The sequence below is a fragment of the Amycolatopsis plumensis genome, assembly GCF_042652605.1.
Taxonomy (GTDB): domain Bacteria; phylum Actinomycetota; class Actinomycetes; order Mycobacteriales; family Pseudonocardiaceae; genus Amycolatopsis; species Amycolatopsis plumensis.
The window spans coordinates 359816-385613 of the sequence record NZ_JBHSJY010000001.1 but is presented as its reverse complement, the minus strand read 5'-3'; the positions used below and the strand labels follow the sequence as shown (position 1 = coordinate 385613).

The 25798-nt window shown below is 71.9% G+C and carries 23 protein-coding genes; 20 read left to right on the top strand and 3 right to left on the bottom strand.

The features are described 5' to 3' along the window. The first annotated feature begins 21 nt into the window (after window positions 1-21). A complete protein-coding gene (locus ACFPLC_RS01935) occupies window positions 22-642 on the top strand; it encodes an L-threonylcarbamoyladenylate synthase (protein WP_378198135.1) in 621 nt (206 codons plus the stop codon). On the opposite strand, the gene ACFPLC_RS01930 is transcribed toward ACFPLC_RS01935, so the two are convergent. Further along, on the bottom strand, window positions 643-1344 hold the full coding sequence (locus tag ACFPLC_RS01930; protein WP_378198137.1) for a wyosine base formation: 702 nt from the start codon (window positions 1342-1344) through the stop codon (window positions 643-645). Between the two features lie 132 nt (window positions 1345-1476). Here ACFPLC_RS01930 and ACFPLC_RS01925 point away from each other — a divergent pair, with 132 nt between their 5' ends. After that, complete coding sequence (locus ACFPLC_RS01925; RefSeq protein ID WP_378198139.1) at window positions 1477-1866, top strand: YciI family protein; 390 nt, start codon at window positions 1477-1479, stop codon at window positions 1864-1866. Beyond that, complete coding sequence (locus ACFPLC_RS01920) at window positions 1863-3089, top strand: RNA polymerase sigma factor (RefSeq protein WP_378198141.1); 1227 nt, start codon at window positions 1863-1865, stop codon at window positions 3087-3089. Before ACFPLC_RS01925 ends, ACFPLC_RS01920 begins: the two co-directional genes overlap by 4 nt. A gap of 90 nt (window positions 3090-3179) precedes the next feature. Here ACFPLC_RS01920 and ACFPLC_RS01915 read toward each other — a convergent pair whose 3' ends face one another. Both ACFPLC_RS01915 and ACFPLC_RS01910 read right to left on the bottom strand, forming a co-directional pair. Further along, on the bottom strand, window positions 3180-3410 hold the full coding sequence (locus ACFPLC_RS01915) for a hypothetical protein (protein WP_378198143.1): 231 nt from the start codon (window positions 3408-3410) through the stop codon (window positions 3180-3182). A gap of 170 nt (window positions 3411-3580) precedes the next feature. After that, window positions 3581-4441: an AfsR/SARP family transcriptional regulator gene (locus ACFPLC_RS01910; protein ID WP_378198145.1), complete on the bottom strand. Its 861-nt coding sequence runs from the start codon at window positions 4439-4441 to the stop codon at window positions 3581-3583. 493 nt (window positions 4442-4934) lie between these two features. Here ACFPLC_RS01910 and ACFPLC_RS01905 point away from each other — a divergent pair, with 493 nt between their 5' ends. From ACFPLC_RS01905 to ACFPLC_RS01825, 17 genes are all read left to right on the top strand, one after another. Beyond that, complete coding sequence (locus tag ACFPLC_RS01905; protein ID WP_378198147.1) at window positions 4935-5837, top strand: helix-turn-helix domain-containing protein; 903 nt, start codon at window positions 4935-4937, stop codon at window positions 5835-5837. A 32-nt stretch (window positions 5838-5869) separates the two neighbouring features. Further along, window positions 5870-6865, top strand: a complete 996-nt coding sequence (locus ACFPLC_RS01900; protein WP_378198149.1) for a DUF1702 family protein — start codon at window positions 5870-5872, stop codon at window positions 6863-6865. A gap of 107 nt (window positions 6866-6972) precedes the next feature. Beyond that, complete coding sequence (locus ACFPLC_RS01895) at window positions 6973-7956, top strand: DUF1702 family protein (RefSeq protein WP_378198151.1); 984 nt, start codon at window positions 6973-6975, stop codon at window positions 7954-7956. Next, window positions 7953-9926 (top strand): FG-GAP repeat domain-containing protein, encoded by a 1974-nt coding sequence (locus ACFPLC_RS01890; RefSeq protein WP_378198153.1) that lies wholly within the window; start codon window positions 7953-7955, stop codon window positions 9924-9926. Before ACFPLC_RS01895 ends, ACFPLC_RS01890 begins: the two co-directional genes overlap by 4 nt. A gap of 4 nt (window positions 9927-9930) precedes the next feature. Beyond that, window positions 9931-10929: an enediyne biosynthesis protein gene (locus ACFPLC_RS01885; RefSeq protein ID WP_378198155.1), complete on the top strand. Its 999-nt coding sequence runs from the start codon at window positions 9931-9933 to the stop codon at window positions 10927-10929. Next, window positions 10926-12311, top strand: coding sequence for a cytochrome P450 (locus tag ACFPLC_RS01880; protein ID WP_378198157.1), 1386 nt, complete (start codon window positions 10926-10928; stop codon window positions 12309-12311). Before ACFPLC_RS01885 ends, ACFPLC_RS01880 begins: the two co-directional genes overlap by 4 nt. 34 nt (window positions 12312-12345) lie before the next feature. After that, a complete protein-coding gene (locus ACFPLC_RS01875; RefSeq protein ID WP_378198159.1) occupies window positions 12346-12915 on the top strand; it encodes a DUF5987 family protein in 570 nt (189 codons plus the stop codon). After that, entirely contained in the window at window positions 12912-14564 is a 1653-nt protein-coding gene (locus ACFPLC_RS01870) for a GMC family oxidoreductase N-terminal domain-containing protein (protein WP_378198160.1), read from the top strand. Before ACFPLC_RS01875 ends, ACFPLC_RS01870 begins: the two co-directional genes overlap by 4 nt. A gap of 68 nt (window positions 14565-14632) precedes the next feature. Further along, complete coding sequence (locus ACFPLC_RS01865) at window positions 14633-15685, top strand: carboxymuconolactone decarboxylase family protein (RefSeq protein ID WP_378198162.1); 1053 nt, start codon at window positions 14633-14635, stop codon at window positions 15683-15685. 44 nt (window positions 15686-15729) lie between these two features. Beyond that, window positions 15730-16524 carry a TIGR03084 family metal-binding protein gene (locus tag ACFPLC_RS01860; RefSeq protein ID WP_378198164.1) on the top strand — a complete coding sequence of 265 codons (795 nt, stop codon included), beginning with the start codon at window positions 15730-15732 and terminating at the stop codon, window positions 16522-16524. Between the two features lie 251 nt (window positions 16525-16775). Beyond that, complete coding sequence (locus tag ACFPLC_RS01855; protein ID WP_378198166.1) at window positions 16776-22604, top strand: type I polyketide synthase; 5829 nt, start codon at window positions 16776-16778, stop codon at window positions 22602-22604. A gap of 1 nt (window position 22605) precedes the next feature. Then, entirely contained in the window at window positions 22606-23058 is a 453-nt protein-coding gene (locus tag ACFPLC_RS01850) for an acyl-CoA thioesterase (RefSeq protein WP_378198168.1), read from the top strand. A 1-nt stretch (window position 23059) separates the two neighbouring features. Further along, entirely contained in the window at window positions 23060-23635 is a 576-nt protein-coding gene (locus ACFPLC_RS01845) for a flavin reductase family protein (RefSeq protein ID WP_378198170.1), read from the top strand. Between the two features lie 14 nt (window positions 23636-23649). Further along, window positions 23650-24708, top strand: coding sequence for an NAD-dependent epimerase/dehydratase family protein (locus ACFPLC_RS01840; RefSeq protein ID WP_378198171.1), 1059 nt, complete (start codon window positions 23650-23652; stop codon window positions 24706-24708). Next, window positions 24705-24881 (top strand): DUF6222 family protein, encoded by a 177-nt coding sequence (locus tag ACFPLC_RS01835; protein ID WP_378198173.1) that lies wholly within the window; start codon window positions 24705-24707, stop codon window positions 24879-24881. Before ACFPLC_RS01840 ends, ACFPLC_RS01835 begins: the two co-directional genes overlap by 4 nt. A 162-nt stretch (window positions 24882-25043) precedes the next feature. Beyond that, window positions 25044-25196, top strand: a complete 153-nt coding sequence (locus tag ACFPLC_RS01830) for a hypothetical protein (protein ID WP_378198175.1) — start codon at window positions 25044-25046, stop codon at window positions 25194-25196. 180 nt (window positions 25197-25376) lie between these two features. Then, window positions 25377-25679 carry a DUF6235 family protein gene (locus tag ACFPLC_RS01825; RefSeq protein WP_378198177.1) on the top strand — a complete coding sequence of 101 codons (303 nt, stop codon included), beginning with the start codon at window positions 25377-25379 and terminating at the stop codon, window positions 25677-25679. Window positions 25680-25798 lie beyond the last annotated feature (119 nt).

Here is a 25798-nt window from a genome sequence, read left to right as displayed (position 1 = left end):
CCGGGCCCTAGGCTCGCGGCCATGGCGAAGTACTTCGACGTGCACCCGGACAACCCCCAGCGGCGCGCCATCGGCCAGATCGCGGACCTGGTGCGGCGCGACGGGCTGATCGCCTACCCGACCGACTCGTGTTACGCGCTCGGGTGCCGGCTCGACAACCCCGAGGGCCTCGACCGCATCCGGGCGATCCGCAAGCTCGACCGGCGGCACCACTTCACGCTGGTCTGCGAGGACTTCGGGCAGCTGGGCCAGTTCGTGCACGTGGACAACGCGGTCTTCCGGGCGATCAAGGCGGCGACGCCGGGCAGCTACACGTTCATCCTGCCGGCCACCAAAGAAGTGCCGCGGCGGCTGATGCACGACAAGAAGAAGACCGTCGGCGTCCGCATCCCGGCACACGTGGTCACCCAGGCGCTGCTGGCCGAACTGGGCGAACCGCTGGTGTCCAGCACGCTGCTGCTGCCGGACGTGCCGGAACCGCTGACGCGGGGCTGGGAGATCAAGGACGAGCTCGACCACGTGCTCGACGCGGTCGTGGACTCCGGTGACTGCGGGGTCGAGCCGACCACGGTGGTCGACTTCTCCTCGGGGGAGGCGGAGATCGTCCGCCGCGGCGCGGGCGACCCGGACCGCTTCGCCTGATCAGTCCGGTTCGGACGTCCACAGTGGATTTTTGTGCTGCTGCACCAGTTCCAGCCAGCGGCGGGCGCGCGGCCCGGTGGCTTCGACGGCCAGCCCGGCGGCCGGGCGACGGCCGGTGAACAGCAGGCAGAAGTCTTCGGCACGGCCGGAGATCCGGTCCGCCGCGTCGGCGGGGCCGAATTCCCAGAGCGTCCCGGACGGCGCGGTCAGCTCGAACCGGAGCGGCCCGGCGGACGGCCCGCCGTGCCCGGCGTAGACGTCGCCGCTGGTGCGGACGCCGTAGTAGGCGACGTGGCCGATGGCGTCGTCGCGCGGGAGCCGGGCGCCGAGCACATCGGCGATGTCCTGGCTGCGGGCGAACAGGACCGTCGACAGCGCCGCCGCCAGCAGGGACGGCCGCAGCGGGCCACCGGGCCACGGGACGTCCCCGGCCGCGGTGGCCAGCAGCTCGACGGCCTTGCGGTGCTCCGAACGCCAAGCGAGCACGGCGTCGCCGAGCAGGCCGGCGTCGGTGATCCGGGGAGCGGACCCGGTCCCGGTGCCCTCCACGGCCAGGACGACCCGCCGCGCGACGACCGTCAGTTCGGCGAGGTGGGCGGCGACCGCGCGGGCGGACGGCAGCGGCAAAGCTCCCGCGTGGGCGTGCACCAGGTCCGCGAGGGCGTCCGCCCCGGCCTCCAGATCGGCGTACACGTCGGACATGGTTGCGGCCTCCGTGGCTGATCAGCACTGAGTGTCGATGCTGCTCCCGGGCCGCCGCCGCGGGCGACTCGTGGGTTGCGGTCCCGGATCGGCTATGTTCGGGACCGGCAAGGCCGGATCCGGGGAGGACACGTGAAGTACCTGCTGGCGATGTACATGAACCCCGACGTCTGGGAGGCGCTGTCCGAGCAGGACAGGGACGAGGTGATGAGCGGCCACGGCGAGTTCATCCGCCGGATCCGGGAGTCAGGGGAGATGATCAGCACCCAGGCCCTCGACGCCCCGGCCCGCAGCGCCGTCGTCCGGGTGACCGACGGGGTCCCGGCGGTGACCGACGGGCCGTTCGTCGAGTCGAAGGAGTTCCTGGCCGGGTTCTACCTGGTCGAGTGCGCCTCGTCCGAGCGCGCCTACGAGGTGGCCGCGATGATCCCGGACGCCGGGATCAAGGGGCTCGGCATCGAGGTCCGGCCGGTGGTGTTCTTCGCCGACGCCGAAACCGAATCCGGGTTCACCGGCGGGTGAGCGCGTCCGTCGGGGAGCGCCTGCGGCCGCTGGTGCCCCAGGTGCTCGGTGCGCTCGTGCGTCGGTACGGCCAGTTCGACGCGTGCGAAGACGCCGTCCAGGAGGCACTGCTCGCCGCGTCGCAGCAGTGGCCCGCCGACGGCGTGCCGGACAACCCGTATGGCTGGCTCGTCGCCGTCGCGACCCGGCGGCTCACCGACCACTGGCGCAGCGAAAGCGCGCGGCGGCGGCGGGAGGAGTCCGTCGCGGTCCGCGAGCCGGTGGTGGCGCCCGGGCCGGACGACGACCGGCCGTCCGACGAGGACGACTCGCTCACCCTGCTCTTCCTCTGCTGCCACCCGGCGGTCTCCCCGCCTTCGCAGGTCGCGCTGACGCTGCGCGCGGTCGGCGGGCTGACCACGGCGCAGATCGCCAAGGCCTTCCTCGTGCCCGAAGCCACCATGACCCGGCGCATCACGCGGGCGAAGGAGAGCATCGCGGCGGCAGGCTCGACGTTCGGCGAACCGGACCCGGCCGACCGCGCGGAGCGGCTCCGGGTCGTGCTGCAGGTGCTGTACCTGATCTTCAACGAGGGCTACGCGGCCACGTCCGGAACGGACCTCCAGGCACCCGAGCTGGCGCGCGAAGCGATCCGCCTGACCCGCGGGGTGCACGCGCTGCTGCCGGACGACGGCGAGGTGGCGGGCCTGCTCGCACTGATGCTGCTGACGGACGCACGCCGGCCTGCGCGGGTCGGTCCCGGAGGCGAACTGGTCCCGCTCGCCGAGCAGGACCGCGGGCGGTGGGATCGGGCGATGATCGCCGAGGGCGCCGGCCTGGTCCGCCGTACGCTGGGCCGCCACCCGGTCGGCCCGTACCAGGTGCAGGCGGCCATCGCCGCGCTGCACGACGAAGCGCCCAGTGCGGAGACCACGGACTGGCCGCAGATCGTCCAGCTCTACGCGGTGCTCCAGGAACTCGCGCCGAGCCCGGTGGTCACGCTGAACCAGGCGATCGCGATCGCGATGGCGGAGGGGCCGGAACGGGGGCTGGAGCTGCTGGCCACCCTGGCGGACGACAGCCGGATGAAGCAGAGCCACCGCCTCGACGCGACCCGGGCCCACCTGCTGGAACTGGCCGGCGACCACGAAGCCGCCCGAACCCACTACCGCCGCGCGGCGGAGGCGACCGCGACCCGGCCCGAGCAGCGTTATCTGCTGGGGCGGGCTGATCGGCTGGGGTGATTCGCGCGCGTGGCCGGGCCGAGCGGTTGCCGCGGCCCGGCACGGGCTCGTGGGCGGCCACCGCGGGGGTGGCCACCCACGGCACTGTCCTCAGTGGACGACGATGCCCTCCTGCGGCGAAGGTGCCGCGGTGATGCGGAAGAGCCGGGCGAACAGCTCCAGGTCGGCCGGCCTGCCGTCGATCACGATGCGGCCCGTGCGGACCGCCTCCGCGGCGCTCGTCACCTTCAGCGCGCCGTCGTCGACCATCGGCGCGTGCGACCCGACCTGGACGCGAGCGTGCTGTACGAGCTCACCGAGTACGGCAGCGAGCTGGACCACGTCCTGCTGGACCTCGGGCTGTGGGGAGCGCGCTCGCTGAACGGCCGTGAGCCGGAAGACGTCTTCACGCTGGACGCGGCGATCCTTTCGCTCTACACGACGTTCCAGAGCGACGAGCTACATCGCGCGGGCCACTCCGCAGAACTGGCCATAGGTACGGGTTTGTGCGGTCATCGGTCCTCACTTCGTGCGGTGGGGTGGAACTGGCGTTGGTCGCCCTCGGAGATGAGGTCGCGGTGCAGCAGCTGCAGGTCGCCGCACGGCTCGACGCCCAGCTCCTCGGCCAGCCGGCGGCGCAGGTCGCGGTACACGGCCATCGCGTCGGACCGGCGGCCACTGCGGCCCAGCACCCGCATCAGCTGCCCGTGCAGTGCTTCGTCCAGCGGGTTGCCCACGGTCAGCGACCGCAGCTCGCCGATCAGCTCGCGGTGCCGTCCGCTGGCGATCTCCGCCTCGACCAGCAGGTGCAGCGTGGTGCGGTGCTGCTCGGCCAGCTGGGTCGCGTACGACTGCAGCACCGGTCCACAAGAGACGTTCGCCAGCGGCGGCCCCGACCACAGGTCCAGCGCCTCGCGGAACCGGCCCGCCGCGTCGTCGTGCCGCCCGTTCCGTTGCAGGACCTGCCCTTCGTGCTGCAGCCGGTCGAAGCGGAAGACGTCCACCTGCGCGGGGTCGATGCGGAAGACGTAGCCCGGGTTCTTGGTGACGAGCAGGTCGTCGGCGTTCTCCGCGAGCCCGTTCTCCTGGATGCACCGCCGCAGATGGTAGACGTAGGTGTGCAGGGTGGTCCGCACCGTGCGGATCGGGTCGCTGGCCCACAGCTCCTGCATGATCGAGTCGGCGTGGACCAGCCGGCCCGGCCGGACCACCAGCAAGGCCAGCAGCTGCAGGACCTTCGGTGTCGTCGGCGCGTAGTCGACGCCGTCACGCAGGAGGCCGAGCGGGCCGAGGACCGTGAAGCGGACGACACTTTCGGATGGTTCCCGTGGCCGCGGGGTTGCACCGGCCGCTAGCCTAGTTTCGGAGTACATTGCCGAACGCCTCCAATGTGCAGCCGTGTGCCGGCTCCCCAGTAGTGCCGCGCCAGGACCGGTGGTACTCCCGATGTACCGTCGATCCTCCGGCTGTCCACACTCGAATGTGACAGAGCGGCGGGGGTGCGGCCAGTGAGCCGCCCACCAGAGTCGAACTGTGTTTCTCCGCCCGGACCCGTGCGTTCCGCACTTTTCGCGGCCGCGTGCCGCGGACTCCCGACCCGGCCGGATTGGCCGTCCGGATCGTGCCGCCCGGCCGGGCGAACGGCGGAAGGCCGGTGCTCACTCGCCGTGTCGGGGCAGCTTTCACAACGGATCCGTGCGAAGTGCACGACGGGAGCCGTGCCCTTCACACGGGTTCGGCGTTCCCCGCCGACAGCGCCTTCTCCGGTCTCCGTCGAGGCTCGATCGGTCGTCCACCGACCCGCGACATCCGGCGTCTTACCTGGCGGCGAGGGAAATCCAAGCGGAGGAATTCGAGGTTGGACTGATGATCTTGCGATCGGTTGCGTCCACGGAAGCGCAGCGGGAGGCCGGCGAGCCGCCGGAGGACGCGGACCGGCTCAGACGCGAACAAGCCGTCCAGCCGGCGATCCTGCGGGCGATCGAGCTGCTGCTCGAACGCTACTTCGAGCCCATCACCCTGTCGGCGCTGGCCGCCGAGGTGTACGTGAGCCCCTTCCACTTCTCGCGCATCTTCGCGAAGGCGACCGGGGTCACCCCGGGCCGGTTCCTGACGGCCGTGCGCCTGTTCGAGGCGAAACGGCTGCTGCTGACCACTTCCCTGACCGTGTCGGACATCGTCTGCAGCGTCGGCTACAGCAGCGTCGGCACCTTCACCAGCCGGTTCGTCCGGGCCGTCGGCATGACGCCGACCGAGTACCGCGAACCGGACGTCGGCGAGCTGCTCGTCGCGCACTCGGCGTACTTTCAGCGGCTGCCGTCGCCGCAGTCGCTGCGCGAAGCCGGGTGCGCTTCGCAGCCGATGGGCACCGGCCACCTGGACGTCGACCTGGTGCTGCCGGACGACGCGGCCCCGGCCACCGTTCTCGTCGGCGTGTTCGCCGACAACGTGCCGCAGCGCGGCCCGGTCGCCTTCGGCGGCTCGGCCAGCACCCGGTCCGGGCGGGTGACCGTGCACGGCGTGCCGGAGGGCAACTGGACCGTGATTGCGATCGCCGACCACAGCGTGCACGCCAAGAGCGGCCCCGCTTTCACGGTCGGGACCGCCTCGGCCACCGTGTCGCCGTTCGACCCGCCGGGCGTCACCGTCCGGCTGCGGCGGCCGGCGCTGACCGACCCGCCGATCGCGATCACCCTGGCGTCCCGGCCGACGCCGTCGAGCCGGCAGCAGTTCGCCACGCAACGGCCGCACCTGCGCGCCGTCGCCTGAGCCCCGTTCCCCCGACCGACAGGAAGATCCGGATGTCGACTCTGCTCGGCGTGCTGCGCAAGCGCGTGCTCGCTCCCTCCCTCGCGTCCGTCGGCTTCGCCGAGCGCGGGTTCCCGGTGGTGCACACCGACGTCACGGCCCGCCTGGAAGCGGTGCCGCAGGCGGTCGTGTGCGGGTTCGAATGGGCCATCGAAGGCGCGTCGCTGTGGGAGATCGAGCGGCGCCTCGCGCTGATCGAGCCCGAACAGCGCGGGTTCGCCTACGAGGGCGCGGCGATGGGCTACTCCGTCCTCGACGCCATGCCCGGCGGCGGCTCGGACCGGACCCGCGAGCTGCTCGAAGGACCGGGCCGCCCGCACATCTTCCTGACCTACATCGGGATCGGGTTCGCGATGGCGCGGCTGCCGCGTCCACTGTGGAAGAAGATGCTGCCCGAGCTGACCGGGGTGGCCTACCACCCGGTGATGAGCTGGCTCGCCGTCGACGGCTACGGTTTCGACCGCGCCTACTTCGACACCGGGAAGTGGGTGGAGCGGCAGGCCGCCCCGGAGCCCTACCCGTGGGCCGGCCGCCCGGAGTACTTCCCCCGCGCGTTCGACCAGGGGGTCGGCCGCGCGCTGTGGTTCATCCACGGCGGGAACCCGGACGCGGTGGCCGCCGCGGCCGGCCGGTTCGCCGAGCACCGGCGGGCCGACCTGTGGAGCGGGATCGGGCTCGCCGCGACGTTCGCGGGCGGCAGTGACCAGCTCGGGCTGGCGCGGCTGCGCCGGGCGGCCGGCGAGTACCACGACGAGCTCGGCCTGGGCGTCGTGTTCGCGGTGAAGGCACGGACCTACTCCGGGTACGTGCCGGCGCACACCTCCCACGCGTGCGGTGCCCTGGTCGACCTGACCGTGCAGGAGGCGCAGAACCTGGCCGACCGCACCGAGCGCGCCGACGGCGACGACGGGCCGGAACCGCCCTACGAGCTGTGGCGGGAGCGGATCCGGCAGGAGCTCCGCCCGGCCGCCGCGCGCCGGGCGAGCTGAGCGGTGATCCCACGCAACCGTGGAGTAGACCGCCGACCAGCGGATCTGTGACCGTGGAAGAGACGAGCAGAACCAAGTCTCATTCGACCCGTGAGGGGGAGAGTGCGTTGGGCAATGGCTGGCGTGCGCTCAGACGCCGCATCCTGACACCGAACGTTTCGGAGACCACGCTGGAAAAGCGTGGCTTCCACCGAAAGAGCCCAGCCGCTCAAGAACGACTCGAGACGGTCGGGGAGAAATTCCTCCTCGGATACGCGCACGCGGTCGAAGCGCGTTCGGTCGAGCAAGCCGAAGAATGGCTCGAGCGCATCCCGCCGCAGTTCCGCGGCTTCGCCTACGAAGGCGCGGGAATGGGGTACGGCGTCCTCGACGGGCTGCCGTTCGGCAAGAGCACGAACATCGCCGAATTCCTGGCCGGCCCCGGTGAGAAGCACGACTACATCATCTACGTCGGGGTCGGCTGGGCCATGTGCCGGCTCCCGCGGTTCGCGTGGCCGAAGGCCTCGGCGTTCGACCCGCTGCTGCGCTGGCTCGTGCTCGACGGCTACGGCTTCCACCAGGCGTACTTCAAGACCGACCAGTACATCCGGCAGCAGTACCAGGAACCGGGTTTCTCGTGGCCGGACAAGCGCTACGACGGGTACGCGTTGCGCGCCATCGACCAGGGCATCGGCCGGGCGCTGTGGTTCATCTGCGGTACCGACGTCGAGCTGGTGACGAAGACGATCGAGGAGTTCCCCGAGTCGCGCCACGGCGACCTGTACGCCGGGGTCGGGCTGGCCTCGACCTACGCGTGCGGCGTCACGGCCGACGAGCTGCGGGAACTGGTCGACCGGGCCGGCATCCACCACGGGCCGCTGGCGCAGGGAAGCGCGTTCGCGGCCGAGTGCCGGGTGCGCTCGGGCCTGATGATCCCGGAGACCGAGATGGCGGCCCGGGCGATCTGCGGCCTGCCTGCCGAACGCGCGGCGGCCATCACCCAAGAGGTCCGGCCGGAGGTGGTCGTCGACGGTGACGACGTCCCGGCGTTCGAAACCTGGCGGCAGCGCATTGCCGAAGAAGTGCTGACCCACGGAGGGAACAAGAAATGACCGCGAACTTCGGCTGGCTGCGCAAGCAGCTGGCGGGCATCGTGGCGCTGCTGCTGATCCTCGGCCTGTTCCTGGTCGCGCGGCTGCCCAGCGTCTCCGCCGCCGAGCAGGACTCGATGGCGAGCAAGTTCCACTTCACCCCGATGACGATCGCCTTGCCCGCGGCCGAGAAGTCGCAGTCGATCCGGACGGTGAACAAGCAGTACAAGGACATCGCCGCGTGGATCTCCTCGGTCGGCGCCGCGATCGCGCTCAACGACATCAGCGGCAGCGGCAAGGCGAACGACCTCTGCCTGGTCGACACCCGCAGCGACCAGGTCGTCATCACGCCGTCGCCGGACTCGGGCCCGCGCTACGCGCCCTTCGCGCTCGACCCCGCGCCGGCCCTGCCGACGTGGGACTACATGGCGCCGATGGGCTGCGTTCCCGGTGACTACAACGAAGACGGCCGGACCGACGTGCTGGCCTACTACTGGGGCCGCACGCCGGTGCTGTTCCTGCAGAAGGCCACCGCGGCGAAGTTCGACGCGGCCGCGTTCCAGCCGGTCGAGCTGGTGGCGGGCAACCACCGCGGCCCGGACGGGAAGTACAACGGCCCGATGTGGAACACCGACTCCGTCACCATCGGCGACTTCGACGGTGACGGGCACGTCGACATCTTCATCGGGAACTACTTCCCGGACAGCCGGGTCCTCGACCCGAACGCCGACGGCGGCATCACGATGAACCAGTCGATGTCGCACGCGCTGAACTCGGGCGCGAAGTACATCTACCGCTGGACCGGCGCCGCGTCCGGCGCGAACCCGAGCGCGCAGTACGTCGACGCTTCGCAGGGCATCCCGGAAGTCGCCCGCTACGGCTGGACGCTGGCCTCCAGCGCGACCGACATCGACGGCGACAGCCTGCCGGAGCTCTACATCGCCAACGACTTCGGGCACGACCGGCTGCTCTACAACAAGTCCACGCCGGGCCACATCGAGCTCGCCGAGGTCACCGGTGTCCGCGGGATCACCGACCCGAAGTCGAAGGTGCTGGGCAACGACTCCTTCAAGGGCATGGGCGTCGACTTCGGCGACCTGAACCACGACGGGCTCTACGACCTGTTCGTCAGCAACATCACCACGTCGTGGGGCATCGAAGAGTCGAACTTCCAGTTCATGAACACCGCGAACAACACAATTGACCTGCGCAAGCAGCTGCAGGACGGGGTCGCGCCGTTCGACGACGTGAGCGGCAGCCAGGGGACCGCCTGGTCCGGCTGGGGCTGGGACGTCAAGATCCAGGACTTCAACAACGGCGGCGAGAACCAGATCGCGCAGGCGACCGGGTTCGTCAAGGGGCAGGTCAACCGCTGGCCGAACCTGCAGGAGCTGGCCACGGCGCACGACGGCATGCTGTCCAACCCGCTCTGGTGGCCGAACGCCCGTGCCGGTGACGACATCGGCGGCGACCACACCCTGCACTTCTTCGTGAAGAGCGCGGACGGCCGGTACACCGACCTCGCGCCGCAGCTGGGGCTGGCGGTCCCGGTGCCCACCCGCGGTATCGCCGTCGGCGACACCGACGGCGACGGCCTGCCCGAGTTCGCGGTGGCGCGGCAGTGGGAGGCGCCGATCTTCTACCACAACGACAGCCCGAACCCCGGCAAGTACCTGCAGCTGAAGCTGACCACCGACGCCCCGGTGGCGCCCGGCCCGCTGCCCGCGGCCGGCCCGCCCGCGATCGGTGCCCAGGCCACCGTGACGACCGCGGACGGCAAGAAGTACCTCGGCCGGGTCGACGGCAGCAGCGGTGAGGCCGGCCGGCGCAGTTTCGACGTCCAGATCGGCCTCGGGCACAACGTCAGCGGCCCGCTCGACGTGCACCTGCAGTGGCGGGACCGGACCGGGCAGCTGCGGACCCAGAACCTGAAGCTCGAACCCGGTTGCCACATGTACCAGCTCGGCACCACGGCGAAGGAAGCGATGTGACGTGATGGCGACCCCGACTCTGACCAAAGTGGACACCGCGCCACCGAAGCGCACCAACAAGGTCACGACTGCGCTGCGGCGCTTCGCGATCTCGATCACGATCTTCAACATCGTCGGCTACACCGTGCTCGGCTTCGAGCAGCCGTGGCTGTACCCGTTCGTCGCGCTGGCGACCGCGTACACCACGGAGATCCTGCTCGAAATCATCAACGCCCGCGTCACCTCGCGTGCGGTCCGCTTCAAGGGCAACGGGTTCAAGGGGCTCGTGGAGTTCCTGCTCCCGGCGCACATCACCGGGCTCGCGCTGAACATGCTGACCTACGTCAACGACCGGATCCTCGTGATGATCTTCGGTGTGGTCGTCGCGGTCGGCGCGAAGTGGATCCTGCAGGCACCGGTGTACGGCCGGATGCGGCACTACATGAACCCGTCGAACTTCGGCATCACGATCATCCTGCTCGTGTTCCCGTGGGCGAGCATCGCCCCGCCGTACCACTTCACGGAGCAGATCCCCACCTGGGGCGGCTGGCTGATCGTCGGCATCATCCTGGTGTCGGGCACGGTGCTCAACGCGTTGCTGACCGGCCGGATGTTCCTCATCGCGGGCTGGCTGAGCTTCTTCGTCATCCAGGCCGTCGTCCGTGGCTGGCTCTTCGGCACGTCGATCCCCGGCGCACTGGCGATGGCCACCGGTGTCGCGTTCGTGCTCTACACCAACTACATGGTGACCGACCCGGGCACGTCGCCGTCGAAGCCGGGTTCGCAGTTCGCCTTCGGGGCCGGGGTGGCGCTCGCGTACGGCTTCTTCACCGCCGTGCACGTGGCCTACGGGCTCTTCCTGGCCACCGCGACCGTCTGCCTGATCCGCGGCATGTTCCTGTGGGCCCTGCACTTCTCGAACAAGGCGCGGATCAAGTTCGAGGCCGAGCAGAAGGCGAAACTGGAGCTCGCGCCCGCGCCGGCGGAAGCGGGCGGCGAGAAGCCGGGAGCCGTCGCGGCATGACCGGCCGCCAGCACCGAGCCCGGGCGGCGCACCCCGCGCCGCCCGGGCCGCCGCGCCGGGCGACCCTCCGGTTGCTGAAGCAGCTCTTCACCGACCGGCTCGCGCTCATGGGCGACAGCGCCGAGGTCTACGGTGACGTCGTCCGCATCGCCATCGGCCCGAAGGCGATGTACCTGGTGAACCACCCGGACCTCGCGAAGCACGTCCTCGCGGACAACGCCGCGAACTACCACAAGGGCATCGGCCTGCAGGAGGCCCGCCGGGCCCTCGGCGACGGCTTGCTCACCAGCGACGGGGAGACCTGGCGCGAGCAGCGGCGGACCATCCAGCCGGTGTTCCAGCCGAAGCGGATCTCGCGGCAGGCCGCCGTCGTCGCGGCCGAAGTGGACGCGCTGATCCAGCGGCTGGCCGCGCACGACGGGCCGGTCGAGATCCTGCACGAGATGACCGGGCTGACCCTCGGCGTGCTCGGCAAGACGCTGCTCGACGCCGAGCTCGGCGGGTACGAAACGCTCGGCCACTCGTTCGAGGCCGTGCAGGACCAGGCCATGTTCGAGGCGGTCACGCTCAGCGCGATCCCGCAGTGGGTGCCGCTGAAGAAGCAGCTGCACTTCCGCACCGCGCGCGACGACCTGCGCCGGATCGCCGACGAGCTCGTCGAGCAGCGGCTGGCGAACCCGGTCGAGAACGGCGAAGACGTGCTGTCGCGGCTGATCGAGTCCGGGTCCGCGCAAGGTGCGTCGCGCGAACGCATGCGGGACGAGCTGATCACCCTGCTCCTGGCCGGGCACGAGACGACGGCGAGCACGCTCGGCTGGGCGTTCCACCTGATCGACGAGCACCCGGAGGTCGGCGAGCGGCTGCACGCCGAAGCCGTCGAGGTGCTGGGTGACCGCCTGCCCGAGCACGAGGACCTGCGCCGGCTCACCTACACCGCGGCCGTGGTCGAGGAAGTCATGCGGCTGTACCCGCCGGTGTGGCTGCTGCCGCGGGTCGCCCAGGCCGACGACGAGATCGGCGGGTACCACGTGCCGGCCGGCTCCGACGTCGTCGTGGTGCCCTACACGCTGCACCGGCACCCGGGGTTCTGGACCGACCCGGAGCGGTTCGACCCCGGCCGGTTCGACCCAGCGAACCCGGCCGGACGGCCGCCGCGCTACGCCTATATCCCGTTCGGCGCCGGGCCGAGGTTCTGCATCGGCAACAGCCTCGGCGTGATGGAGGCGGTGTTCGTGCTCGCCATGGCGGCGCGGGACCTGGTGCTGCGGAAGGTGCCGGGCAAGGTCGTCGACCCCGAAGCGATGCTCTCGCTGCGGGTGCGCGGCGGGCTGCCGATGACCGTGCACCGCCGGGAACGGGTGCGCCGGGCCGAGGCCGCCTGAGTTCACTGTGGACATTCGATGAGGAGGTAGGCCGGTGCAACCCGAAGCCACCGAAGAAGAACGCGGCAAGAACCTGACCCTCGAGGCCTACGCGGACACGATCGTGCCGGGGGAGAAGCGGGACGAGGACGACCGGGCGATCGCCGGGGCCGCGCCCGGCCCCGGTGCGGTGGCGGCGGGCGCGCTCGAACTGCTGAACTTCGACGCGACCGGCGTCACCGTCGGCCTGCCCTACCTCGCGCAGTCGCTCAACGATCACGCGAAGACCTACGCGGGCGAAGTGGAACTCGCGCTCGACCACGACGTCCCGCCGTTCGTCGCGCTGCCCTACGAGCACCGCCGCGAGCTGGTGCGGCGGCTGACCGCACCCGGCCACCCGGAGAAGGACGGCTGGGTCAGCCTCGCGCTGTTCTGCAACATGGCCTTCGACAGCGCCGCGCACATGCACACCGCCGACGCCATCCGCGAAGGGCACCCCGGACTGCTGGCGCTGGGCTACCAGGCCCCCGACGCCGACGGGTTCTGGCGGTTCCCGAAGTACGGCTACGGCCGCAAGCTGGCCGAACTCCACCCGGACACGACCCCATCGGGGAGCCCCGCATGAACGCCATCGACAAGACCGACGTCGTCATCGTCGGCAGCGGCTTCGGCGGGTCCATCCCCGCCTACCACCTCGCCGCCGGCGGGGCCAAGGTCACCGTGCTGGAGCGAGGGCCGTGGCTGGCCGCGGCCGACTTCGAGCACGACTACCTGCTCGGCTCGTCCTACACGCGGGCGTTCGACTTCGTCGTCGGCGACGGGATGAGCGTGCTCGGCGGCAACTGCGTCGGCGGCGGCAGCGTCGTGTACTTCGCCGCGATGCCGCGGGCGCCGAAGTTCGTCTTCGAGCGCCACGGCAGCATCGGACGCCGGATGTGGCCCGGGGTGATCAACCGCGACTCGCTCGAGCCTTGGTACGACCGGGTCGACGAGTCGCTGCCCGTGTCCAAACAGGACTGGAATGACGTCTCCTACGCCGGCGGGCTGTGGGCCGCGGCCTGCAACCACTCCGGCCGGACGGCCAACCCGGCGCCGGTCGCGGTCGACAACGACACCTGCGTCAACTGCAACTTCATGATGGCGGGCTGCAAGTTCGACGCCAAGCGCTCGATGCTGACGAACTACCTGCCCGCGGCCCTCTCGCACGGCGCGGAGATCCGCCCGCTGCACGAGGTCCAGCGGCTCGAGCGCACCGAGGACGGCGACTACCGCGTCTACTTCGACCTGATCGACGAGGAAGATTACCGGATCCACACCGGCAGCGGCGTGATCGAGGCGAAGATCGTGATCATCGCCGCCGGCGCGGGTGCCACCCCGGTGATCCTGCAGCGCTCGGAGGCCGCGCTCGGCACGATGCCGCACGGCGTTGGCCGGTACTTCTCCGGCAACGGCGAGCGGCTCAACACCGCGATCATCGACGAGGACCGCGTCCGCGAGGTGCTGGGACTGTCCCGTGAGGACGGTCCGGTCTACTCGGCCAACCACATCGGCAAGGGTCCGACCGTCGCGAACTGGGACAAGCTCGACGGGTCGCTGCCGGAGTACGAGCGGTACTCGCTGGAGCAGCTGTACTTCCCGCCGGGCCTGGGCACCATCCTTGCCCAGGTGCCCGGCGGCGAGGAGCCGCGCTGGTTCGGGGCGGAGAAGAAGGAAATCCTCAAGCAGTGGGCCAACTGGCTGACGATCTTCCTGATGACCGAGGACGACAACGAAGGCGTGTTCGGCGCCCCGCCGCCCACCGGGAACGCCTACCGGATCTCGCAGCAGATGCTCGGCCGCGGTTCGCTGCGCTACGACCCGACGGAGAACACGCGGCGCGGCTGGGCGCTCGCGGACGCCGACTGCAAGGCCATCATCGAGAAGGACGGCCTGGCGAAGGTGGCGCCGTGGACCAACGACGTCGTCGGGGCGTACACGGTGCACCCGCTGGCGTCCTGCCGGATCGGGGACGACCCGGCGACGTCCGCGCTGCACCCGAACCACGAGCTGCGCAACCACCCGGGCATCTTCGTCACCGACAGCGCGTCGGTGCCGGGCGCGCTGACGGTCAACCCGGCGATGACCATCGCCGCGCTCGCCGAGCGCTCGGTCCCGGGCATCGTCCGGGAGCTGCAGGCCCGCGGCGTCGACGTCAAGTACGGCGCCCCGGCCCCCGACGGCTCGATCACCGGCCGCCGCGCGGTCTCCAAGCTCGATCTGGTCGCCGGCAGCTGATGCACGGGTACTTCGAACTCGCGCTCCTCGGGATCTGGGAGCGCGAGTTGTCCGTGGAAGGGAGAACCATGACCCCGGGACTGGTGCGGCTGGCGCTGCGGCGGACGGTGCGGGACGTCAAGCACGTCGAGGCCGTGCGGCCGCGGCGGGCGCGCGGGCTGGTGCGGGATGTCTACCGGCAGGTGGAGCGGGACTTCGGGATGCTCGCCCCGCCGATCGCGCTGCACTCTGCGTCGCCGGAGGTGCTGGCCGCGGCGTGGCTGATGCTGCGGGAGTCGCTGGTCGCGGGCGGGGCGGCGAGCCGGGCCGGCAAGGAGGCCGTCGCGGCCGCCGTGTCCGCGGCGAACTCGTGCCCGTACTGCGTCGAAGTGCACGCGATGGCGCTCGGGACGCTGGGGGAGCCGGCCGCCGCCGCGGCCATCGAGGCCGGGGACACCGCGGCCATCCCGGACCGCGGCCTGCGCGCGCTGACGGCGTGGGCGGGCGGTGCAGGCAGGCTGCCCGCGGACGTGCCCGAGGACGCCGCGGCGGAGTTCACGGCGGTGGCCGTCGCGTTCCACTACCTCAACCGGGTGGTGAGCGTGTTCCTCGGGCCGTCGCCGCTGCCCGAGGCCGTTCCGCCGACGGCGCGGGCGAAGGCCAAGGCTGTCCTGGGCTTCCTGCTCAAGCCGGGTGCCGCGCCGCCGGCCGGGCAGGCGCTGGACCTGCTGCCCGCCGCGCCGGGGCCGAAGTCGGGCGACACGCTGTCCGACGCTTTCTCGCGGGCTGCGGCGGCGATCGAGGCCGCCGGGGAACGCTCGGTGCCCTCCCGGGTCCGGGAGCTCGTCCGCCGGGAAGTCAAGGCGTGGGACGGGAAACCGCCCGGGCTGAGCCGCGCGTGGGTGGAGCCGGTCCTCGCCGAACTCCCCGCGGAGGAGCGCGCACCGGGCCGGATCGCCCTGCTGACGGCCAAGTCCGCCTACCAGGTGACGGCCGCCGACATCGCCGCGCTGAGTCCGGAAAGGACGGACGACCGCGGGGTGGTCGAGCTGGTGTCGTGGGCGGCGCTCACCGCGGCCGTGGCGGCGGGCGACCGGCTTTCTCCGCCCGCGAAGAGAAGACTTCCCAGGTCGCAACGGTGATGATCGATCAGGAGAAGACGTCGCATCGGTGAAAGGACAGACAGGTGACTGACACCACGGGCGTGATCGCCGATCTTACCGCCGAGGCCGCCGAGGTGGACGCGCTCGTCGCGGGGCTCACCGAGGCGGAGTGGGACACCCCCACGCCCGCGCCGGGTTGGACCGTCCGCCACCAGATCGCGCACCTCGTGTTCATCTTCCGCATCGCAGGGCTGTCGGCGGCGCAGCCGGAGGCGTTCGTCGCCATGACGAAGTCGCTGTCCGGCGGGTTCGAGGCCGCGGTCAACGCCGCGCTGGAGGACTACATCCACGACCCGGCCGAGGTGCTCCTGACGCGCTGGCGGGCCGAGCGGGACGCGGGGCTCAAGGCCCTCGCGGCCGTGCCCGGGAACCAGCTGGTGCCGTGGCTGGTGAACCCGCTGCCGCCGTACGTGCTGGCGTGCGCGGGGATGATGGAGGTGTTCGCCCACGGCCAGGACGTCGCCGACGCGCTCGGCGTGCGCCGCGAGCGCACCGACCGGATCCGGCACATCGCCGGGTTTTCCGTTCGGGTCCGGGACTTCGGCTACGAGGCGCGGAACCTGACGCCGCCCGCGGAGGAGTTCCGGTTCGAGCTCACCGCGCCCTCCGGGGGGCTCTGGGCGTTCGGGCCCGAGGACGCGGCCCAGCGGGTCACCGGCAGTGCCGAGGACTTCTGCCTGCTCGTCACCCGGCGGCGGCACCGCTACGACCTCGATGTGCACGCGACGGGCACACTGGCCGACCAGTGGCTCGACATCGCCCAGGCCTATCGCGGGCCGGCCGGGCAGGGACGCCGTCCCGGCCAGTTCCACTCCTGAATCCTTTCTGGACAGTGTTGGTCGTTGTCCGGTCGTGCTGACGATCCGGTCACGGGCAGCAGCAGAAGAAGCCGGTCCGCATCGTCCGGAGATGCTGTACCTGACGGCCCGGCCGCCCGGAACACCGGGCAGCGGCGGTGCCGCCAGACGGAGACAGGCCAGCGGCGGGACCTCGGTTCCCGCACCGGTAATCAGCGGGGACCTGACGGTTCCGATGGTATGGGCTCGAGAGCCAGCGGGAGTGCTGTGGCATGAGCGTAGAGCGGATTTCGATCGTCGGTATCGGTCTCCGGTACCCCGACGCGAGTTCTCCGGAAGAGCTCTGGGAAAACGTGCTGGCCGGGCGCCGGGCGTTCCGCAGGCTGCCGGACGAGCGGATGAACCGGGCGGACTACTACTCGCCCGACCCGAAGGCACCGGACCGCTTCTACTCGCAGAAGGCGGCCGTGCTGCGGGGTTACGAGTTCGACCGGGTGGCGCACAAGGTCGCCGGCAGCACCTTCCGGGCGACCGACACGACGCACTGGCTCGCCCTCGAGGTCGCCGCGGAGGCCCTCGCGGACGCCGGGTTCGGTGACGGCGAGGGTGCCCCGAAGCTGAGCACCGGCGTCGTCATCGGCAACAGCCTCACCGGTGAGTTCTCCCGCGCCAACATCATGCGGCTGCGCTGGCCGTACGTGCGCCGCACGGTCGCGGCGGCGCTGACCGGCCGCGGCTGGGAGGACGAGGAGACCGCGAACTTCCTGCGGGAGCTCGAAGTCCAGTACAAGGAGCCGTTCCCCGAGATCAACGAGGACACGCTCGCCGGCGGCCTGGCCAACACGATCGCCGGGCGCGTCTGCAACCACTTCGACTTCGCCGGCGGCGGCTACACCGTCGACGGCGCGTGCTCGTCATCGCTGCTTTCGGTGGTGACCGCGGCCAACGCGCTCGTCCAAGGCGACCTCGACCTCGCCATCGCCGGTGGTGTCGACCTGTCGATCGACCCGTTCGAGGTGATCGGCTTCGCGAAGACCGGCGCGCTGGCCAAGCGCGAAATGAAGGTCTACGACGCCGATTCGAACGGCTTCTGGCCCGGTGAGGGCTCCGGCATGCTGGTCCTGATGCGCGAGAGCGACGCGCTGGAGCAGGGCAAGCGGATCTACGCGTCGATCGGCGGCTGGGGGGTGTCCTCCGACGGCAAGGGCGGCATCACCCGGCCCAAGGCGTCCGGGCACCGGCTGGCCCTCAAGCGCGCCTACGACCGCGCCGGCTACGGCGTCGAGACCGTCTCCTACTTCGAGGGCCACGGCACCGGCACCGCGCTGGGCGACGAAACCGAGATCGAGGCGCTGTCCACGGCCCGCCGAGACGCCGACCCGCTGGCCAAGCAGGCCGCGCTGTCGACGATCAAGGGCAACATCGGCCACACGAAGGCGGCGGCCGGGGTCGCCGGCCTGATCAAGGCGACGCTGGCGGTGTACCACCAGGTCATCCCGCCCGCGACCGGACACCACACCCCGCACGAGTCGCTCACCGGCTCCTCGGCGCGGATGTACGTCCCGCGCGAGGCGACGCTGTGGCCGGCGGACCAGCCGGTCCGCGCCGGTGTCTCCGCGATGGGCTTCGGCGGCATCAACTCCCACGTCACGGTCACCGAGGCGCCGACCGCACGCCGGCGCCGGGAGCTCGACGAGCGGGCCCGCTCGCTGGTCGCCGGCCGCCAGGACGCCGAGCTGCTGCTGTTCGACGCCGACGACCTGGCCACCCTGCGCGGGAACATCGCCGCGGTGCTGGAAACCGTGCCGAAGCTGTCGTTCGCCGAGCTGACCGACCTGGCCGGCACGTTGGCGAAGGACGTGTCCGGCAAGCCGGTGCGCGCCGCGGTCGTCGCGGCCAACCCCGAGCACGCCGAGCGGAAGCTGACCAAGCTCCTCGAGCAGCTCGACTCCGGTGACTCGGTCTTCGACAGCGCCGACGGCATCTTCGCGAGCAGCCGCGGCTCCGCGCCGAAGATCGGCTACCTGTTCCCCGGCCAGGGTTCCGGCCGCGGTGGCGACGGGGCGCTGCGCCGCCGGTTCGCCGTGGCGGACGAGATCCACCGGGCCGCCGCGCTGCCCACCACCGGCGACCAGGTCGCCACCGAGGTGGCGCAGCCCCGGATCGTCACCGGTTCGCTGGCCGCGCTGCGGGTGCTGCGCTCGTTCGGCATCGAGGCGTCGACGGCCACCGGCCACAGCCTCGGCGAGCTGACCGCGCTGCACTGGGGCGGCGCGCTCGACGAGCGGGCGCTGCTGAAGCTCGCCACGATCCGCGGCAAGGTGATGGCCACGACCGTGGGCGACGGCACCGGCGCGATGGCCGGCATCGCCGCTTCGCCCGGCCGGGTCGAGGAGCTGGGCCTGGGCGACGACGTCGTCATCGCCGGGTACAACGCGCCCGAGCAGACCGTGATCTCCGGGCCGGCCGAGGCGATCGACCGGATCATCGCCCGGGCGAAGGCCCAGGGCATCACCGCGACCCGGATCAAGGTCTCGCACGCCTTCCACTCGCCCGCCGTCGAGCCGGCCGCGAACGCCATGACCGAGCGGCTCGCCGAGTTCGGCTTCGCGCGGCTGGAGCGGCCGGTCGTCTCGACGGTCAGCGGGGACGTGCTGCACGCCGCGGAAGACCTGCCCGGGCTCCTGCGGGACCAGATCATGCTGCCGGTCCGCTTCCGCGAGGCCGCCGCCAAGGTGGCCGAGCGCAGTGACCTGGTGGTCGAGGTCGGCCCCGGCCGGGTGCTGAGCGGGCTGTTCGAAGAGATCGCGCCGGAGACCCCGGTGCTCGCGATCGACACGGACAACGCGTCGCTGCAGGGCCTGCTGCGGGTCGTGGGCGCGGCGTTCGCGCTCGGCGCGCAGCTCTCGGTGGACGCGCTGTTCGAGGGCCGGGTCGTCCGCGACCTGCCCGCCGACGGCCAGTTCACCTTCCTGGCCAGCCCGTGCGAGGCGGGGCCCGCGCTCGACAGCGAGCTGGCCGCCGAGCTGGCCGCGGAGAAGGCGCAGGCCGCCGCGGCCGAGGCCGAGGAGTCCGGCGGGGACGCCGGCTCGACGCTGGACCTGCTGTGCCGGTTTGCCGCCGAGCGCGTCGAGCTGCCCCTGGAGGCGGTCACCGCCGACACGCACCCGCTCGACGACCTGCACCTGTCGTCGATCACGGTCGGGCAGCTGGTCAACGACGTCACCCGGGCGCTGGGCCGCCCCGCGCTGGAGGGCATGCCGAACTTCGCGACGGTGTGCCTCGGCGACCTCGCCGAGATGATCGACGAGCTCGCGCAGACGGCCAAGCCGGCCGACACCGCGGTCGGCGAGGCCCCCGGCGTGGGGCCGTGGGTCCGGCCGTTCGCGGTCGAGTACGTGCCCGCGCCGCGGCCCGCCGCGGACCTCACCGCGGGGGCGGGGAACGCCGACTGGCAGGTCTTCGCGACGCCGCGGCACCCGCTGGCCGAACCGCTGAGGGTCGCGCTCGCGCGGTCCGGCACCGGGGACGGCGTGCTGCTCTGCCTGCCGGCGGACTGCGACGCCAGCCACGTCGGCCTGTTCCTCGAAGCCGGCCGCGCGGTCATGGCCGCCCCGAACGGCACGCGGTTCGTGGTCGTCCACCACGGCTACGGGGCCGCCGGCCTGGCCAGGACCCTGCGCCTGGAGGACCCGTCGGCGAAGACGACGATCGTCGACCTCGCCGACCCGGCACCGTCCGATGTGGACGCGATCGCGTCGGCCGTGACCACGGTGGTGGCCGAGGTGGCCGCGACCACGGACTTCGCCGAAGCGCGCTACGGCGCCGACGGCGGGCGCACGGTGCCGCGGCTGTCCGCGCTGCCCGCCCCGAAGCCCGGCCCGCTGCGCCACTCGCTGGACGCGACCGACGTCCTGCTCGTCACCGGCGGCGGCAAGGGCATCACGGCGGAGAGCGCGCTGGCGCTCGCCAAGGATTCCGGGGCGCGGCTGGCCCTGCTCGGGCGCAGCGACCCGGAGTCCGACAGCGAGCTGGCGGAGAACCTCGACCGCATGGAGGCGGTGGGCATCCGCTACCGCTACGAGCGGGCCGACGTCACCAGCGCTCCGCAGGTCGCCGAGGCGATCGCCCGGGTGGAGGCCGAACTCGGCCCGGTCACCGCGATCCTGCACGGCGCGGGCCGCAACGAGCCGGCTGCCCTCTTCAGCCTGACCGAGGACAGCTTCCGCAAGACCCTCGCCCCGAAGATCGGCGGCCTCAACGCGGTGCTCGCCGCGGTCGACCAGGACCGGATCAAGCTCCTGGTCACCTTCGGCAGCATCATCGGCCGGGCCGGCCTGCGCGGTGAAGCGCACTACGCCACGGCGAACGACTGGATGACCGAGCTGACCCTGCGCTTCGGCCAAGACCACCCGAAGGCACGGGCGATCGCGCTGGAGTGGTCGGTCTGGTCGGGCACCGGCATGGGCGAGAAGCTCGGCGTGGTCAGCGCCCTGATGCGCGACGGCATCACGCCGATCCCGACCGAGGAGGGCATCACCATCCTCCGCCGGGTGCTGGCCGACCCGGCCGCGCCGCCGGTGCTGGTGGTCTGCGGCCGCACGTCGGGCCTGCCCACGCTGCCGATCCGGAAGCGGGAGCTGCCGCTGACCCGGTTCGTCGACCGCGCGATCGTGCACTACCCGGGCGTCGAGCTGATCACCGAGGCGGACCTGTCCGACGGGGCCGACCCGTACCTGACCGACCACCTGCTCGACGGGCAGCTGCTGTTCCCGGCGGTGCTCGGCATGGAGGCGATGACGCAGGCCGCGGCGGCGACGTTGGACCGCACCGGCACCCCGGTGCTCTCCGACGTCGAGTTCCTCCGGCCGATCATCGTCTCGCCCGGCGGGTCGACCACGATCCGGCTGGCCACGCTGGCGCGTGACGCCGACACCGTGGACGTCGTCATCCGCAGTGACGAGACCGGGTTCAGCGCCGACCACTTCCGGGCCCGGCTGAGCTTCGCCCGGCCGGCCGAGCTGGGGGAGAAGGCCGCCCGCGACGTCGCGCTGCCGCCGGTCCCGGTGGAGCCGATCAGCGAGCTGTACGGCTCGGTCCTGTTCCAGGGCAAGCGGTTCCAGCGCGTGCTCGGCTACCGGCGGGCGAGCGCCCGGCACGCGGTCGCCGAGATCGCGACCAGCGCGGACTTCTCGTGGTTCGCGCCCTTCCTGCCCCAGGAGCGGCTGCTGGCCGATCCCGGCACGCGGGACGCGATGATGCACGCGATCCAGTGCTGCGTCCCCGACGCGACGCTGCTGCCGCAGGGCATCGAGAAGCTGTACCTGGCCGAGCCGGGGCGTCAGCACGACGAGTACGTCCTGCTGGACGCGAAGGAACGCTCCCAGGACGGCGACAGCTACGTCTACGACCTCGACGTGCGCAACCCCGACGGGACGCTGGTCGAGCGCTGGGAAGGCCTGAAGCTGCGCGCGGTCCGCAAGCGCGACGGAGCCGGGCCGTGGGTCCCCTCGATGCTGGGGTCCTATCTGGAGCGTTCCTGTGAGCGGCTGCTCGGCGGGACGCGGTCGGTGGTGCTCGAGCCGGACCCGGCCGGGCGCCCGGCCGAGGGCACCGCCGAGCGGAGGGCGCAGACGGCGCTCGCCGCGGGCCGGGCGCTCGACCGGCCGGTCGAGATCCGGTACCGCCCCGACGGCAAGCCGGAGTGCGACGGCGGGGTCCACATCACCGCGTCGCACACCGCACAGCTGACCCTCGCGGTCGCCGGCACCAGCCCGGTGGCGTGCGACATCGAGACGGCGGTCGAACGCAGCGAGGAGGACTGGACCGGCCTGCTCGGCGAAGAGCTCCTCGCCCTCGGCCGGCTGCTGGCCGCGGACACCGGCGAGCCGGTCAGCGTGGCCAACACCCGGGTGTGGAGCGCGCTGGAGTGCGTGCGCAAGACCGGGTCGATGACCCAGGCGCTGACCGTGCGCCAGGTCGACGCCGACGGGTGGGCGCTGCTGGCCTCCGGCAACGCCCGGATCGCCACCTGGTCGACCACCGTCAACGACCGGACCGCCCCGATCGTCTTCGCCGTGCTCCAGGCAGAGGGGAACTGAGATGTCCGACTACTACGAGATCCGCCACACGGTCGGCTTCGAAGAGACCAACCTGGTGGGCAACGTCTACTACGTGAACTACGTGCGCTGGCAGGGCCGGTGCCGCGAGATGTTCCTGAAGGAAAAGGCGCCGGCGGTGCTCGAAGAGGTCCGCCACGACCTCAAGCTGTTCACCCTCAAGGTGGAGTGCGAGTTCTTCGCCGAGATCACCGCGTTCGACGAGCTGTCCATCCGGATGCGGCTGGAGGAACTCACCTCGACGCAGGTGCAGTTCGCCTTCGACTACGTCCACCTCACCACCGACGGCGAGGAGCGGCTCGTGGCGCGGGGTCGGCAGCGGATCGCCTGCATGCGCGGGCCGAACACGGCCACCGTGCCGTCACGGGTCCCCGAGCAGCTGCGCGAAGCGCTGGCGCCCTACGCGACGGCCGCGGTCAACGGCAAGGGAGTCTGACGTGGGCTACGACGCAGAGCCTTCCGAGGGGGCTCCCGCGCTCAAACGGCTGCGGACGTCACGCGCTCGCAGTGGCCTCTCCGTCCAGCCGGGCCTGCGGCAGGTGATGGCCCAGTTCGCGACCGGGGTGACGGTGCTGACGGCGGGCGGGGAGGCCGCGCACGGCATGACCGCCAACGCGTTCTCGTCGGTGTCGCTGGAACCGCCGATGGTGCTGTGCTGCGTGTCCAAGGCGGCCCGGATGCATACCGCGATCGTCACCGCGGGCTCGTTCGGGGTCAACATCCTCGCGGCCGAGCAACAGGAGCTGTCGAAGTACTTCGCCGATTGGCGCCGTCCCGACGGGATCGCCCAGTTCGACGCGGTCGGCTACACGGCGGGCGACCTGACCGGCGCACCGCTGCTCACCGGCGCGCTGGCGTGGCTGGAATGCGAGCTCGCCCAGGTGGTGTCGGGTGGTGACCACTCGATCTTCCTCGGCCGGGTGGTCGCCACCAGCCGCGGCGAAGGCGAACACGCGCTCGTCTTCTACGGCGGCGGCTACCACCGGATCGACGGGCGGGCCCGCGCGGCCTGAGGGAGGCGAACGTCATGCTGATCGCGGTCACCGGCGGCACCGGCTTCCTCGGGACCCACACGGTCGCGGCCCTGCTGCGGCGCGGGCACCGGGTGCGGCTGCTCGCCCGCGACCCCGGCCGGACCGTGCCGTCCACTGTGGACGTCGTGACCGGCGACGTCACGGACCCCGCTGCCGTCGCCCGGCTGGTCGACGGTGCGGACGCGCTGCTGCACGCGGCGGGCGTCTACACCTTCGACAGCAGGCGCCGGGCCGAGCTGTGGCGGGTGAACGCGGGCGGCACCGAAGTCGTGCTCGCCGCCGCACGCCGGGCGGGCACCGGGCGGATCGTGCACGTCTCCACCGTCGGGGCGCTGTACCCGGCGGCCGGGCCGACGATCGGGGCGGCGAGCCCGGTCGGCACCCCGCGGGAGGCCTACTTCGCCTCGAAGGCCGAGGCCGAGCGGATCGCCCGCGCGCACCGAGCCGACGGCGTCCCGGTCACCGTCACCCACCCGCCGGCGCTGCTCGGACCGCACGACCCGCACCTGGGCGACCAGAACGCGCGGTTGCGGGACCTGCTGCGCGGGCTGATGCCGATCTGGCCGTCGGGCGGGCTGCCGATCGGCGACGTCCGCGACTCGGCGGAACTGCACGCGCGGCTGTTCGACGGCGTGCCCGGCGACGGGTACTTCGGGCCGGGCCACTTCCTGACCACCCGCGAGTACCTCGCCGTGGTCCGGGCCGCGACCGGGCGGCGCCTGCCGGCGGCGTTCCTCCCGGCGCGGGCGATGTTCCCGGTCGGCCGGGGTGCCGACCTGCTGCAGCGCGGCTGGCCGTGGCACATCCCGGCCGAGTACGGCGCGCTCTACGTCTGCGCCTCCGCCGTGCCCGTCGCCGCGGACGCACCCGGGGCCGGCGTCCCGGCGCGGCCGGTGGCCCGCACCGTGCGCGACACGGTCGCCTGGTTGCACGCGACCGGACGCCTCACCGACCGGCAGGCCGGCGCCGCCGCCCTGCCCACTGTGCCCATGACGACGACAGCGGTCCCGGCCGAGCCGGGACCGTCCCGACCGAGGAGGGTCCTGCCATGACCGCCAGCGACGCCATCGAGCCCATCCGGCCCGGCTCCGACACGGCCCCGACGGCCTTGCCGGACGGCAGGCAGGCCCGGCCGATGCCCCGGTTGGGGCGGGGCATCGTCTGGTCCGACATCGTCGCCGAGATCGAGCACGACTACGAGGTCCGGCTGCCGGATGCCGCGTGAGCGGAAGTCACCGCGCGGACGCCGCGGTGAGGCACTCGCCCTCGCGCCGAACCGCTGCCGTTGAACCACCTCGGCCACGCGACGGCCGGTATCCCGGAATGCGGCGAGATTCGTCCGATTCGTGAGCCTTCCGGGCCGGGGAGGGAGAACGGAGGAAACGCCATGACAGCTCCCGCGTTGCCGGCCGGGAAGGGCCGGGCCGACGGAAAGCCGGCCGAGCCGAGCGGCCGCCCGCGCGCGGACTCGCCGCGGGAACCGGCCGCGCCGGCCGAGCGGGAGTACCCGCGTGAGCACATCGTTCTCGGTTACAACTGAACGTCCGGCGGCCGGGCGGGTGCCGCGTCACGGGCGCGCGCCTGCCGGTCCGGCGCACGCACAGAGATGACGCGGTCACCGCGAGGGCGGGACACTGGAACCTCACCGGGGCCGGAGTGCGGGGCGGGACTCGCCGTGCGCGCCCGGAGCCCGGCCGAAGTTCGGTTGGGAGGCCGGCGGATGGCGATGCGCCTCCAGCTCACCGCGGGAGTGCAGGTGCTCGAGGACTGGGCCGAGTCGGCGACACAGGCCGAACGGAATGTCGTCTACGAGGCATTGTTCGCTGTGGGCGACGGGTCGGCTTTCCTGGTCTACGACATTTTCGGCGACCCGCACGATCCCGGTAATTTCATGATTATGGTGAAACCGGGTCTGGCGCTGATAATAATGGTGCAGCGGGCGGAATCCGCATTCGAGATCCGTTATGTCGGCCGTCTGCAGGACGGTGTCGACGCTCCGGCCCGCCCGGGCTCGCCGGGGTAGTGAGCACTGACCGCGAGATGACGCTGAGGCTTACTCCGGCCAGGCTGCCGCGGCTCGGCCCCATGACGGTTTGTGACCGGGATGATCGGGCGACGGCCGACGGCTGAATGAGCGGGACT